Annotated in this window: 14 protein-coding genes; 8 read left to right on the top strand and 6 right to left on the bottom strand. The window is 62.2% G+C overall.

All coding sequences use genetic code 11. The features are described from left to right. Positions 1-29 precede the first annotated feature (29 nt). Complete coding sequence (locus tag IAG25_RS02215) at positions 30-770, bottom strand: SDR family NAD(P)-dependent oxidoreductase (RefSeq protein ID WP_187603315.1); 741 nt, start codon at positions 768-770, stop codon at positions 30-32. Positions 771-957: 187 nt separating this feature from the next. Beyond that, entirely contained in the window at positions 958-1854 is an 897-nt protein-coding gene (locus IAG25_RS02210) for a LysR family transcriptional regulator (protein ID WP_187603314.1), read from the bottom strand. Positions 1855-1959: 105 nt separating this feature from the next. On the opposite strand from IAG25_RS02210, the gene IAG25_RS02205 reads away from it, so the two are divergent. Further along, positions 1960-3075, top strand: coding sequence for an NADH:flavin oxidoreductase (locus IAG25_RS02205; protein WP_187603313.1), 1116 nt, complete (start codon positions 1960-1962; stop codon positions 3073-3075). A 28-nt stretch (positions 3076-3103) separates the two neighbouring features. Here the strand turns inward: IAG25_RS02205 and IAG25_RS02200 are convergent, their stop codons facing one another. Beyond that, complete coding sequence (locus tag IAG25_RS02200; protein WP_187603312.1) at positions 3104-4075, bottom strand: cupin domain-containing protein; 972 nt, start codon at positions 4073-4075, stop codon at positions 3104-3106. 119 nt (positions 4076-4194) lie between these two features. Between IAG25_RS02200 and IAG25_RS02195 the strand changes: the two genes are divergently transcribed. The 5 genes from IAG25_RS02195 to IAG25_RS02175 all read left to right on the top strand — a co-directional run bounded on the left by IAG25_RS02195 (position 4195) and on the right by IAG25_RS02175 (position 9664). Further along, positions 4195-4734 (top strand): carboxymuconolactone decarboxylase family protein, encoded by a 540-nt coding sequence (locus IAG25_RS02195; protein WP_187603311.1) that lies wholly within the window; start codon positions 4195-4197, stop codon positions 4732-4734. Positions 4735-4802: 68 nt separating this feature from the next. Then, positions 4803-6200 (top strand): FAD-dependent oxidoreductase, encoded by a 1398-nt coding sequence (locus tag IAG25_RS02190; RefSeq protein ID WP_187603310.1) that lies wholly within the window; start codon positions 4803-4805, stop codon positions 6198-6200. A 182-nt stretch (positions 6201-6382) separates the two neighbouring features. Beyond that, positions 6383-7258 carry a DUF3667 domain-containing protein gene (locus tag IAG25_RS02185; protein ID WP_255503471.1) on the top strand — a complete coding sequence of 292 codons (876 nt, stop codon included), beginning with the start codon at positions 6383-6385 and terminating at the stop codon, positions 7256-7258. Between the two features lie 175 nt (positions 7259-7433). Continuing rightward, a complete protein-coding gene (locus IAG25_RS02180; protein WP_187603308.1) occupies positions 7434-7835 on the top strand; it encodes a phasin family protein in 402 nt (133 codons plus the stop codon). A 95-nt stretch (positions 7836-7930) separates the two neighbouring features. Continuing rightward, positions 7931-9664, top strand: a complete 1734-nt coding sequence (locus tag IAG25_RS02175) for a PHA/PHB synthase family protein (protein WP_187603307.1) — start codon at positions 7931-7933, stop codon at positions 9662-9664. 27 nt (positions 9665-9691) lie between these two features. Here the strand turns inward: IAG25_RS02175 and IAG25_RS02170 are convergent, their stop codons facing one another. The 3 genes from IAG25_RS02170 to IAG25_RS02160 all read right to left on the bottom strand — a co-directional run bounded on the left by IAG25_RS02170 (position 9692) and on the right by IAG25_RS02160 (position 11533). Next, on the bottom strand, positions 9692-10108 hold the full coding sequence (locus tag IAG25_RS02170) for a nuclear transport factor 2 family protein (protein ID WP_187603306.1): 417 nt from the start codon (positions 10106-10108) through the stop codon (positions 9692-9694). An 18-nt stretch (positions 10109-10126) separates the two neighbouring features. Beyond that, positions 10127-10726, bottom strand: a complete 600-nt coding sequence (locus tag IAG25_RS02165; RefSeq protein WP_187603305.1) for an NADPH-dependent F420 reductase — start codon at positions 10724-10726, stop codon at positions 10127-10129. 72 nt (positions 10727-10798) lie between these two features. Then, positions 10799-11533: an SDR family NAD(P)-dependent oxidoreductase gene (locus tag IAG25_RS02160; protein ID WP_187603304.1), complete on the bottom strand. Its 735-nt coding sequence runs from the start codon at positions 11531-11533 to the stop codon at positions 10799-10801. A gap of 110 nt (positions 11534-11643) precedes the next feature. On the opposite strand from IAG25_RS02160, the gene IAG25_RS02155 reads away from it, so the two are divergent. Beyond that, on the top strand, positions 11644-12621 hold the full coding sequence (locus IAG25_RS02155; RefSeq protein WP_187603303.1) for a LysR family transcriptional regulator: 978 nt from the start codon (positions 11644-11646) through the stop codon (positions 12619-12621). A gap of 88 nt (positions 12622-12709) precedes the next feature. Next, entirely contained in the window at positions 12710-13453 is a 744-nt protein-coding gene (locus tag IAG25_RS02150; RefSeq protein WP_187603302.1) for a GntR family transcriptional regulator, read from the top strand. Positions 13454-13531: the final 78 nt, after the last annotated feature.

Below are 13531 nucleotides of genomic sequence, written 5' to 3'. Positions count from 1 at the left end.
GCAAGCAAATGATCTGAGTGCCCCTGACGCTAGGCATTCGTGCCGCCGTCGATCGTAAGATTTGCCCCAGTGATGTACGCCGCCTCATCGCTGGCAATGAAAGCGACGATCGCCGCGATTTCATCGGCCTTCCCGTATCTTTTGAGCGCGGTCATCGCCAATTGAGGCGCTGCCCAATCGCCCGCCGCAGGATTGAGATCCGTGTCGATGGGGCCGGGTTGAATATTGTTGACCGTGATACCTCGCTCGCCAACTTCCCGGGACAGGCCCTGCGTGAACATCCGTATGGCTGCCTTCGTCGCAGAATATGGGACGAGGCCCGGAGTCATCATTCGCTCTCCGACGCACGAGCCAATATTGATGATGCGGCCGCCTTCCTTCAAATGCTTGAGGGCTGCCTGCGTTGTCAGAAACACGCCCCGAACATTCAGGTTGATGACGTGATCGAGTTCCTCGATAGTCGTCTCTTCGAAGGGTTTCGGAATCGCCGTCCCCGCGTTATTGACCAGGATGTCCAGGCCGCCGTACGCGGCAACCGTCTGCTGCACCGCCTGATTGATCGCTTCCGGCTTCGCTGCATCTGCCTGGATCGCAATCGCTTCTCCGCCGGCGCTTTTTATTTCTTTGACTACGTTGTCGGCCGCATCGCTGCCCTTGGAGAAAGTAATCGACACGCGCGCGCCGTCTGCGGCCAGTCTCTTCGCAATGGCAGCGCCGATGCCCCTCGAACCGCCCGTCACAAGGGCAACCTTATTACTTAGCTTAGTCATAAGAACTCCATGCTTTCGGTGAGTCGAACGGTCCGCTTCGGCTTCCAGATGACAAAGCGCGCCGGGTGTGCTGATTCAAGCCCCGTTATTTATAGGCGGTTGAAGAGTTGTGGACGGTCTTTCCTTTCGGCGAATGTTCGGCGGCCAACATTTCTGGTTGATTTCCTGTTGATCAGGCAGCCAGCGTTCAGCGTCGATCTCCTTCGCCGAGTTCGGCGATCTGACTTTGCAGCGCGCCAAGAAAGACACTCACCCTGTTGGGCACGTATCGCCGGCTCGGCATCACCGCCCAGACCGACAAGTCCTCCATCGCCGCATCCTCCAAATGAATCTGCACGAGCGAGTTGTCGGCTAATTGTCGGAAGACGTCCCAATATGTCAACTGCGCGAGTCCGAGACCTTGCACGGCAGCGGTTCGCGCCGCTTCGACACTGGTCGTGGTGAAACAAGCATCCACGCGCTTGCGGATCAACGCGCCGTCGACGACAAGCGGCCACCGTCGCACCGCACTCAGTCGGATACAGGCGTGATTGTCCAGATCGGCAACCGACGAAGGTCGTCCGTGTTTCTTCAGATAGGCCGGCGCGGCGCAAACGAGGCGAGGATTGGGAGCGATCTTCTTCGCCACCAGCTCGGAGTCCTCCAGGGGCGCAATCCGCAAGGCCACGTCGAGGCCCTGCCCGACGATATCGACCTGACGATCCGAAAGATCGAGGTCGATGCGAAGCTCCGGATTGGCTTCGAGCAAACTCGCAAGCATGGGCAGCACGACGGATTGTCCGAACCCGCTCGGCGCCGTCAGACGAAGCACGCCTGATGCCTTTCCCTGCGACGGGCTGAGCTCGGCGCGCGCGCCGGATTCCGCATCCACCATTGCTGAGGCGAACGGGACGAACGCTTCGCCTTCGGCAGTCAGCGTGAGCGACCGGGTCGTGCGATGAAAAAGACGCACGCCGAGATCTTCTTCCAGCGCGGCGATGCGACGCGACACCTGCATGGGAACGACGTCGAGCTGGCGCGCCGCAGCGGAAAGACTGCCCGCCGACGCAACGGCGAGGAAGGTTCGAACGTCTGGAAGGAACATGGTTTATATCCGATAACGTTACGGCGGCTTCACCATTCGACGTCTGTTTCCCCGCCCTCCCAACGCCTAGGATGAAGTCACTTTCCTTCCTTGACGAGCCGCGAAATGAACGACTTCACCTCGCAGATCCTTTCCCCTTACGACGGCAACGGCATTGCAGTGCGCAACCGCATCGCAGTCGCCCCGATGACGCGCATCACGGCCACCGAATACGGCCATCCGACACAGACGATGTTCGACTACTACAGCCGGTTCGCGAAAGGCGGCTTCGGTCTCGTAACGACAGAAGGCATCTATACCGACAAGGCGTTTTCGCAAGGATACCGTTTTCAGCCTGGCCTGGCCGATGACGAACAGGCGCGCGCATGGGCAGACTTCAATCGCGACATGCAGGCACATGGCGCAAGCGTGTTCGCGCAACTGATGCACGCAGGCGCGCTGAGTCAGGGCAATGTTTATCGCAAGCACACGGTGGCGCCATCGGCCGTGCGGCCCAAAGGCGAACAAATGGCGTTCTACTACGGCGATGGACCGTATCCCGAACCCCGGCAGATGACGGATGCCGAGATCGACGAGGCGATCCGGGGCTTCGTGCAGGCGGCGCGGCGCGCGGTGAATATCGGGGGATTCGGCGGTGTGGAGATTCACGGCGCGAATGGCTATCTACTCGACCAGTTTCTGGGCGCGCACACGAATCTCAGAAACGACCGTTGGGGTGGCAGCACGAGGGCGCGAGTACAACTGCTCGTCGATGTCGTGAAGTCGGTCCGGCTCGGCGTCGGCGATGCAGTGCCGGTCGGCATCCGCATCTCGCAGGGCAAGGTCAACGACTTCGCATCGAAGTGGCCCGGCGGCGAGGCGGACGCCGAAGTGATCTTCGGCACGCTCGCCGACGCAGGCGTGAACTTCATCCACGTGACCGAGCACGAAGCGTGGCAGCCCGCATTCGAAGGCACGCGCGATAGCCTCATCTCACTGGCGCGCCGCTATGCGCCGAACGCGACGATCATCGCGAACGGCGGCTTGCATACGGCCGAGCGTATCGCCCATGCGCTCGGGTCCGGCGCGGACATCGTGACGGTCGGACGCGGCGCGCTCGCCAATCCCGATCTGCCGATGATGCTCGCGAGCGGGCGCGAACCGAGGCAGTTCGATAGCTCGATACTGCAACCCATCGCCAGCATCAAGGACGACGAGCTCGCGATGCAGTTCTCCGCCTGAACGCGATTGTGAGCGCGGGCGCGTATCCTCAATCCTCGACGCGCGCCTGCTGCGTCTCCACATGCGAGCGCCGCCAGTGCGCCGGCGTCATGTCGAAGTGCTGACTGAACGCACGCCTGAAGGCCGCGACGGATTGGTAGCCGACGGTCTCGGCCACCACTTCGGTCGAGACGCCTGGCCTCTTCAACTCGTTTGCCGCCAGCGCCATTCGGACGCTGGTCAGCAGATCGATGGGTGAACGCCCCACCCTGTTCTGAAAATGACGGATCAACGTTGCGCGCGACATGCTGCATAGACTCGCCAGTTCCGGCAACGTCCAGTCGCGCGCCGGCTCGTTGAAGATCGCGGCGAGCGCGGGCGACAGACGCGAATGTCCCGCGAGCGTCAGCAGACCGGCGGGCGCTTCGTCGGACTCCGCGCTCGCACGCAACGCCAGCGCGAAAAGCGCCGCCGACAGCGCGTTCATCATCGCGTAGCCGCCGAGATTGTCGGCGATCGATTCCGTCCGCATCAACGCGACGAGACCATTCAACTGTTCCAGCGCCGCGCCCTGTCCGCTGCCCTTCGCTATCGACGTACGCACGACGAGCCGCGCCGGCAGATATGCACGAACGAAGCGGTCATGCGGCGGCGCGAGGATGATCCGTCCGCACAGCATGTCCAGACGCTCGCCGGCGCCCTTGTTTTCGCTGATGATCAGGTTCAGCGCCGCCCGTTGCCGGGCAGGCTTGGGCCGCGCCCCGCTGCCATCGCGAAGCGTATGCGCCGAACCGTGCGTGAGCATCACGATGTCCCCGGCGCGCAGATGTTGCGGCTTGCCGCCGCCGGGCGTCTCCAGCACGGCCGATCCACCGAGCACGATGTGATACGGCATCTCGCCCGCGTCCGAATCGGCGTAGATGACTTCCCACGGCGCGCCGTACGAACAACGAAGTTCGAGCTGGCCGCGCACGGTCATCATGCCGAGCAGGCGGCTCAGCCAATCGATCGACATCGACATGCTTACCTCGAATGAAACGATGAGACTTTTGAGCATGATATTGAGAATTTAGCGACTCAACAAGCTCATCCGGCGACCCTAAAGTGGAGGCTCCTAACCACCACCGAATGAGGTCCACCATGAGCCGCATCGCCATTCCCGCCGTCGCCAACGCCACCGGCGACACCGCCGACGTCTACGCACGCGTTCGCAAGATCGCGGGCGGCAGCGTGCCGAATCTGTTCGCGGCGCTCGGCCATCTCGCGCCCGCGACGTTGAACGCCGCGCTCGACGCCGAAGGCGCGCTGGCCGCCAGCAGCCTGAGCAAGCAGGATCTGGAAACCATCAAGCTGCTGGTCAGCGAGCAGACGGGTTGTGACTACTGCGTAGCCGCGCACGTGATGCTCGGCAAGATGACCGGTCTGACGCCGGAAGCGCTCAGGCAAATTCGCGCCGGCCAGCCGACCGGTGATCTCAAGCGCGATGCGCTGATCCGCTTCGTGCGGCTTTTGCAGACGACGCGCGGCACGATCGGCGCTGACGAACTCGCCGCCATTCGCGCCGCTGGTTATCGCGATTCGCAACTGGCGGAGATATCGCTGGCGATTGCGATGACGATCTTCACCAACACGTTCAACCGCATCAACGACACCGACGTCGATTTTCCGCCCGTCGAGTAATGCAGACATTCGCGAGCGGACCCGTCCGCTCCACATCGATTCATCCGTTAGCTGATTGGGAGAAGGTCATGTCTCAGATCGAACAGTTCGATACGTTGATTCTCGGTAGTGGTCAGGGCGGCAAGCTTCTGGCGTGGCATCTGGCGCGCTCGGGGCAGCGCGTCGCCGTCGTCGAGCGGCAGTGGGTAGGCGGCTCGTGTCCCGCCGTCGCGTGTCTGCCTAGCAAGAATGAAATCTGGAGCGCGCGCGTGGCGCATCTGACGCGGCATGCCGCCGATTTCGGCGTAGCGACGGGAGCCGTTGCCGTGGATATGGCGAAGGTTCGCGATCGCAAGCGCGGCATGGTCGAACGGGAAGCCGCGTTTCACGTGCAGGCGTATGCATCGAGCGGCGCCGAGCTGATCATGGGCGTCGGACAGTTTGTCGGGCCGAAGACCATCGGGGTGCAGCTCAACGACGGCGGCACCCGCACGCTCGGCGGCGATCAGGTGGTGGTCAACGTCGGCACGCATGCCGCGATTCCGGATGTGCCGGGCCTGGCGTCGGCCGATCCGTTGACGCACATCGGCGCGCTGGATCTCGATCGCGCGCCAGCGCATCTGATCGTGATGGGCGGCGGCTATATCGGCGTCGAGATGGCGCAGGCGTATCGGCGCTTCGGCAGCCGCGTGACGATCATCGAGCGCGGTGCGCGACTGATGGCCCGCGAAGACGCGGACATCGGCGACGAAATGCTGCGCATACTTCGCGCGGAAAAGATCGACGTCGTGCTGGACGCGCAGACGATCCGCGTCGAAGGACACTCGGGCACGCAGGTGCGCGTCGTCGTGCGCACGTCTTCGGGCGAGCAGACCGTAGAGGGCAGCGACATTCTGGTCGCGGCCGGGCGCATTCCGAACACAACCGATATCGGCCTGGAGCGTGCAGGCATCGAACTGGATGAGCGCGGCTATATCCGCGTGAACGATCGGTTGCAAACGTCGGCGCGCGATGTGTGGGCAATCGGAGAGGTCGCGGGAAGCCCGCAATTCACGCATGTTTCCGTCGATGACTTCCGGATCGTGCGCGACAACATGGCGGGCGGACAACGCAGCACCGGCGATCGGCTGATTCCATACACGCTGTTCACCGATCCGCCGCTCGCGCGTGTCGGCCTGAGCGAAACCGATGCGCGGCGCGAGGGAATCGCCACGCGCGTCGCGACGCTCCCGATGAGCAGTGTGCTGCGAACCGAAGCGACCGACGAAACGCAGGGCTTCATGAAGGTGCTCGTCGGCGCGGAAGACGACCGCATTCTCGGCTTCACGATGATCGGCTCGGAGGCGGGAGAAGTGCTGGCCGCGGTGCAGACGGCGATGATCGCGGAACTTCCGTATCCGAAGCTCCGGGATGCCGTGATCTCCCATTTGACGATTGCCGAAGGTCTCGGGCCATTGCTGTCCAGGTTGCCTGAGCGCGCCGTGTAGTAGTGGCGCGCGGTAGCTCGGGAGTCCGAGCTACCGCGCCTGTTCGCAGCATGTGCGAAGCCGTTCGTCGTCTAAACTGCTTCCATGGCGCAGAGCCCGTTGCGCCCCCTCGACGGGTGAGATTCGTCGCTGCATCGCGCAGATGATACGGCCGCAGGGCTCACGATCGACTCTGTTAGTCCATGTGTACGAGCGGTCCAACGGAGGACGTCATGTCTGCGACCGAACCCTGGATATGTCCGACGTGCGCCAATCACGTCACCACACCGTTCTGCCCGATGTGCGGCGAGAGCCCGCTCCGGCCTCCCGACCTGACCCTGCGCGGGATCGGAGCGAAGCTCCTGCACGCGGCGACGACCATCGACGGGCGCCTGCTTCGCACGATCTGGATTTTGCTGCGTCATCCCGGCGAGCTGACGGTCGCGCATCTGAACGGAAAGCGCATGCCTTATGTGCCGCCGTTCCAACTGTTTCTCATCGCCAACGCGTTCTTCTTCGCGATGCAGTCGCTGACCGACACTCAGGTCTTCGGCTCGACGCTGCAGTCCCATCTTTATCTTCAGGACTGGAGTCCACTGGCGCGGTCGCTGGTGGCCGAACGCGTCGCGAAACTACGGACGGACCTGCCCCAGTACACGTCCATTTTCGACCGTGCGGCGGTGCTCAATGCCAAGTCACTCATCATTCTCATGGTGATTCCGTTCACGCTGCTGTTGTGGATGACCTTCCTCCGCGCGCGCAAGCCATTCGTCACATTTGTCTATTTCTCGCTCCATCTCTATGCGTTCCTGCTGTTGCTGTTCTCGCTCGCGCTCGGCGTCGCGGCCATCGAGGTCCGTCTCGGCGGCCTCGGACTCGATTCACCCGTCGTCGACAACCTTCTTTCGATCCTCAATCTAAGCCTCTGCGGCGGCTATGTGTTCCTGGCGTTGAACCCAGTCTTCGGCTCTCACGGGATGACAAGGCTCCTTAAAGCGGCAACTTTGGCGCTGACGGCTGGCCTCATCGCTCTAGGCTACCGATTCGCGATATTTCTCATCACGCTCTACACGGCGTAACCACGGAACATCTTGTGCAAAGCGCGGAGCACGCTGCGCCCGGACGGCGTAAAGTGATGTCCGCGAGGCCCGGTTCTCGACGCGCCACCCAAGCCGACGAACCGCACGAGCGTTCCGCGAATCCAGCATCGCGATCCGAGCCCTCCGCATCACACAAACAACCCAGGAGACAGTCATGGCTGACCCAAAGAATCCCTTCGAAGATCTGACCAGGATGCTCGAACAGTTCAAGGTGCCCGGCGTCGACATGTCGGCACTGGTCGAATCGCGCAAGAAAGACATCGAGGCTATCGTCGAAGCGAACAAGACCGCGTACGAGTCCATGCAGCAACTCGCCCGCAAGCAGACCGACATGCTCACGCGCGCGATGCAGGACATTCAGGAAGCGGCGAAAACCGGCATCAGCGATCCGGGCAAGCAAAACGAATTCGTGCGCAATGCCTGCGTGAAAGCGCTCGAAGACATCAAGGATCTCGCGGAAATCGCACGGAAGTCGCAGGCCGACACGATGGCGAACATCACGCAGCGCGCCAACGAGCACGTCGACGAAATAAAGAAGATGCTGCAGCAAAAATAGCGCGGTTTCGTCCAGTCGCAATTCTGCACCCCGGCGCGCCCTGTCTGACGACAAGGCGCGCGGCGTGCCTTTGACGATGACCCCAGGGAGACAACATGGCCTCGCCGTTCAACATGCCGGAGGAGTTCGTCCGGGGGCTTTTCAAATCCGGGCAGACGCTGCTGGAAGCCTATATGGGCGTGGCCGGCACCACGACCGACTCGCCTTCGAGGTCCGGCAGGACATTGCCCGCGCTGGCGCTCGCGCAGGCTCAGGCGCATTACTGGCAGCAGCAGATGGCGCTCTATGCGGGCATGATGGCGAGCGCGACCGGCCAGAAGCCAGAGCCCGCCATTCAGCCGGAGCGCGGCGACCGCCGCTTCAAGTCGGATTCCTGGCACGACAATCCGTGGTACAGCCTCCTCAAGCAGACTTATCTGCTCAATTCGAAGCTGCTCAACGACATGGTCGAAGCTGCGGATATCAACGCGAAGGAGAAGCACAAGCTGCGTTTCTACGCGCGCCAGTTCATCGACTCGATGAGTCCGGTCAATTTCGCCGTCACCAATCCGGAGGCGATGCAAACCGCGATCGAGACGCAGGGCAAGAGCATGCGCACGGGGTTCGCGAATCTGCTCGAAGACCTCAGGCGCGGACGCATCTCCATCACGGATGAAAGTGCCTTTGAAGTCGGGCGCAATGTGGCGGTCTCGAAGGGGTCGGTGGTATTCGAGAACGAACTGTTTCAACTGATCCAGTACGCGCCGCTCACGGAGAAGGTTGCCGAGCGGCCGCTCGTCATCGTGCCGCCATGCATCAACAAGTTCTATATCCTCGACCTGCAGCCGGCGAATTCGTTCGTGCGCTTCGCGTGCGAACAGGGGCAGACCGTGTTCCTCGTGTCGTGGCGAAACCCCGACAAGGAACTGGGCCACATCACCTGGGACGACTACATCGAGAGCGGCGCGATCAAGGCGATCGAAGTGGCGCGCGCGATCAGCCGCGCCGACAAGGTCAATGCGGTCGGCTGGTGCGTCGGCGGGACGATTCTGTCGTCGGCGCTGGCGGTGCTGCGCGCGCGCGGCGAAGATCCGGTCGCGAGCCTCACGCTGCTCACGACGATGCTCGATTTCAGCGATCCCGGCGACCTCGGCGTATTCATCGACGAGGCGGGCGTCACGCAGCGCGAGCAGACCATCGGGCGCGGCGGGATTTATTCGGGCGGCGAACTGGGCTTCGTGTTCCAGACGCTGCGTGCGAACGACCTGATCTGGCCGTATGTCGTCGACAACTACCTCAAGGGCGGCGCGCCGCAGGCGTTCGACCTGCTCTACTGGAATGCCGACGGCACCAACCTGCCCGGGCCGATGTACGCCTGGTATCTGCGCAACATGTATCTCGAGAACAACCTTTGCCAGCCGGGGCGGCTCACCATGTGCGGCACGCCGGTGGATCTCGCGCGCATCGACATGCCGAGCTATATCTTCGGGACGCAGGAGGATCACATCGTGCCGTGGAAGGGCGCGTATCAGTCGACGCGTCTCCTGGGCGGCGAGACGCAGTTCGTGCTCGGCGCGAGCGGACATATCGCGGGCGTGATCAATCCTGCATCGAAGAACAAGCGCTCCTACTGGATCGACGGCAAGCTCGGCGACGATCCAGAAGCGTGGCTCGAATCGGCCACTTCGCAGCCGGGAAGCTGGTGGACGCACTGGAGCAAGTGGCTGCAAACGTACGCGGGCGAGCAGGTCGCCGCGCCGAAGAAGCTGGGCAGCGCGAAGTTCGCGCCGATCGAGCCCGCGCCGGGACGTTATGTTGCGAAGCATCCACCGGAGGCAACGGTCGCCTGAGCATTCATAAACACGCCGAAAGCCGGGTCAGGATCCAGGGGTCGTGTCCGTCTCGCTGGCCCGTGCGAGGGCTTGCGTATCGATATATTCCCGGATGTTCGCGAGCCTGCCATTTCTAACGGTAATGGCGAAGACCCAATCGTCCTTGAACGTCTTGTTCGTCGCTTTGATTTTGCCCGTAGCGACGCCGATGACCAGAACCCGGTCTCCCTGCGCCACGAATTCGGGGGGCTCCGGGTATGTCATGTCCACCTCGTTCGAAGCCTTCTGAAGCACGTTCGCCAATGCCGCGTGCCCGCGATGCGTGCCAGCCAGCGGCCAATCCTCGCCCGGAATGATCCACTCGATATCTTCGGCAGCCAACGCCAGCAGAGCTTGCTCATCGCCGCGACCGATTGCTGCAAAAAAGTCCTTCACGATCCGGACATTCTCTTCAGTGCTCATCGAAATCTCTCCATTTCATCAGTCGAACTTGACCAGGTCCTTGAAGATCAGTTGACCCCAGCTGTTTCCGCGCCCCTGCACGAGCAGTCCGCCTTCCGAAAGTCCGCCAAGTTCGATCGGCGAGAAACCGAGATTTTCCGCAAGCGCACCAATCTCCGCTGCGGCGCCGTCATCGTCGCTCGCCAGGAACACGACTCGCCTCCCACCATGTACGGCCGGGTCTTGCGCGAGGACCGCGGCGGCCAGATGATTGAAGCCCTTGACCAGCCTTCCACCAGCGAAGGCCTGCGCGACGAACCTGGACGAAGCTTGTCCTCCCAGCTTCTCGGGGGACACGCCGTATGCATTGGTCACATCGACGATGGTCTTCCCCTGCCAGCTCGGCAACGCCTTCGCGACATCCTGGTGCGACTCGAACCGGACAGCCAGGAAGACAATGTCCGCCTTGACCGCTTCAGCCAGTTTCGTTGGAACGATCGTGGGTCCGATGGCAGCCGCGGCGGAGGCAAAGCTTTCCGGGTCGCGAGTGGTCGCGACGCATACTTCGATGCCGCTTCGGGCAAACGCCTTGGCAAGCGCCTGGCCGATCTTGCCGAAACCAATGATTGCGTAGCTCATTTAATCTCCTTTGGTTTGCAACGCCCTGCGGGCCGCGAGTATCGAATGGAGTGACCGGCAGGGCGCGGCGTGTCAGAGTTGCGCAAGGCCGCCGTCGACGGCGACCTCGCTGGCGGTCATGAAGCTGCTGTCCGGCGACGCGAGAAAGGCGGCCACCGCTCCGATCTCCGCCGGATCGGCCATCCGCTGAAGCGGCGTCATCGAAGCGAAAACCTTCTGGCCTTCCTCGCCCAGCGCCTCCTTCGCGAGTTCGGTGGCCGTCGCTCCGGGCGACAGCACATTTACGCGGATGCCGGTCCCCTTCAGGTCCTCCGCCCAGGTCCGCGCGAGGTTGCGCACTGCCGCCTTGCTCGCGCTATAGGCGCTCATTCCCGGGGCGCCCGTGGTGCCGGCGCTCGATCCGGTCAGGATGATCGAACCGCCCTCGCCCATTAGCGGCAGCGCCTGCTGGACCGTGAAGATCGAACCCTTCACATTGGTGTCGAAGGTTTCGTCAATGTGCCCGGCGGTGATCTCGCCCAGCCGAAGCTGGCTTCCCGCTCCTGCATTGGCGAAGACGATGTCGAGAGTTCCGCGCTCGGCCTTCACCGCCGCGTAGAGTCGATCCAGGTCGGCCGGATCCGAGACCGAGCCCTTCACCGCGCGGGCATTGGGCCCAAGGTCGGCCAAAGCGGCGTCGAGCGCTTCCTGCCGGCGGCCGAAGATGAAGACGAAGGCGCCCTCCTCGATGAAGCGCTTTGCCGCGGCGCGGCCGATGCCGGTAGCGCCGCCGGTGATCACAGCGGTCTTTCCATTCAGTCTGTTCATGTCGTGCTTCCTTCGAAACAAAAGTGACAAACACCATTCTGAGACTCTTGTTTCATGAAGCCAATTGACTGAATATCTATAAGTGCCATCTAATTTTTAGATATCTATCCATGCTCGACAACGTCACCATCAATCAACTTCGCGCCTTCGTCGCCGTGTGCGACCAAGGAAGCTTTTCCGGGGCTGCACGGGAGCTGAGACGTGCACAGTCGGCGATCAGTCACGCGATCAACGCGCTCGAGAGCGCCTTTGACGTGGTGCTGTTCGAGCGCAATACTCGGAAAGCGACGCTCTCGGCCGCGGGCCGCAGCCTCTTGCCCGATGCGCGCGGGGTGATCTCACGCACCGAGGAAATGAAGATGCGCGCGGCGTCGATTGCCGAGGCCGGGGTTCCACAGGTCTCGGTTGCCGTGGATACCTATTTTGCGCGTGCGCATTTGATCGAATGCCTGCGTACCCTGCAGGCCGACTTTCCGACGGTTGCAATCAATCTGCGCATGACGACGATGCAAGGCGGCGAGCGTCTGGTTCTCGAAGGCACGTGCGCATTGGCAGTGACGATCACCGACGTGCCGGAGTTGAGCCCAGGCACCATAGAAAGGCAGCATTTATGTGAAGCGCGCATGGTGACCGTCTGTGCGCCATCGCATCCGCTGGCCGCAATCGCGGGGCCGATCCCGCGGGAGGAATTTGGCCGGCACATCCAGCTCGTCGTAACCGACAATCAGCCCGATGCAGAAAAGACACAACAGGGGGTTGCGAGCGAACGCCAGTGGCGAGTGAATGACCTCGGCGCGAAGCACGATCTGCTAAAGGGAAGCCTGTGCTGGGGGCACATGCCGCATCACATCGTCGCGGAAGACCTCGTGAATGGAAGCCTTGTCGAACTTCAACGGCGCGCATGGCACATGCGCCCCCTCACCTTTGTGGTCTCGCAGCGGCGCGGATACTCGTTTTCCGAATGCGAGACACGGCTGGTCGAACTCCTTGGCGATCCTCGGCGCTTGCCGAAGGATGCCAGCCAGCGCTCCGTCTCACCCAAGGGCAAAAAAGTCCGAAGACCTGCGACGCGCAAGCGACGGTCGTAAACCCGAAAGCAACCAATCGTGAGTTGAATGGTGCGGACTCGTCCTGAATCCACACGGAGAGCTAGAGTTGTGGTTAACTATATGAATCATGAACACGGCCTCCTTCCACGCTAACGCCGACCTACGGCTTCCGCGCTATCAGCTGATCCGCGACGACCTCGTGCGTCGAATCGCCAATGGGGAATGGACGCCCGAGCAGGCGCTGCCGACCGAGGCCGACCTTTGCGAGGCCTATGTCGTCTCGATCGGTACGCTACGCAAAGCCATCGAACTGCTCGTAGCGGAAGGCGTCGTCACGCGCACGCAAGGGAAAGGAACGTTCGTGCGTCGTCCGCGGTTCGATTCATCCCTTTTTCGCTTCTTTCGGTTCAAATCGGCGGAAGGCCAAGCAGTCCAGCCGATCGGCCGAGTTTTGAAGCGTGAGATCGTGAAGCCGACTAAGGCGATCCGCGATGCGCTCCAAATGGAGCCGACTGAAAAGAGCATCCACCTGTCCCGAGTGCGCCTCATCGATTCGAAACCGGTTCTGCGCGAGGAAATCTGGCTCGCCCGACCCCGCTTCGATGCGTTGGCGACCCTTCCGCTCGACGACTTCGGGAACCTCATGTATCCCCTCTATGAGCGGGCTTGCCGGCAGATAGTGGCATCGGCTACTGAAACCCTGACCGTCGAACAGGCCAATCAAGAGGATGCGGCGGCACTTCACGTTGACGTCGGCAGCCCCGTCATTATGGTCAATCGAGTGGCGCTGGACTTCGCCGGAACGCCGATTGAATGGCGCACAACGCGAGGTGCCGCGACAGGGTTCCAATATCAGGTAGAAATCCGGTAACCCTCCCTCTCTAGCCCGCCCGAGCGCGGGCTCCTTGACAGACAACGTTCTCCCGGCTTTTCGCGCAACCCGCGCGTG

It is taken from the genome of Caballeronia sp. EK (assembly GCF_014384845.1).
Lineage (GTDB): Bacteria > Pseudomonadota > Gammaproteobacteria > Burkholderiales > Burkholderiaceae > Caballeronia > Caballeronia jiangsuensis.
The sequence above is the reverse complement of the archived record's forward strand: the minus strand, read 5'-3'. Positions and strand labels throughout refer to the sequence as shown.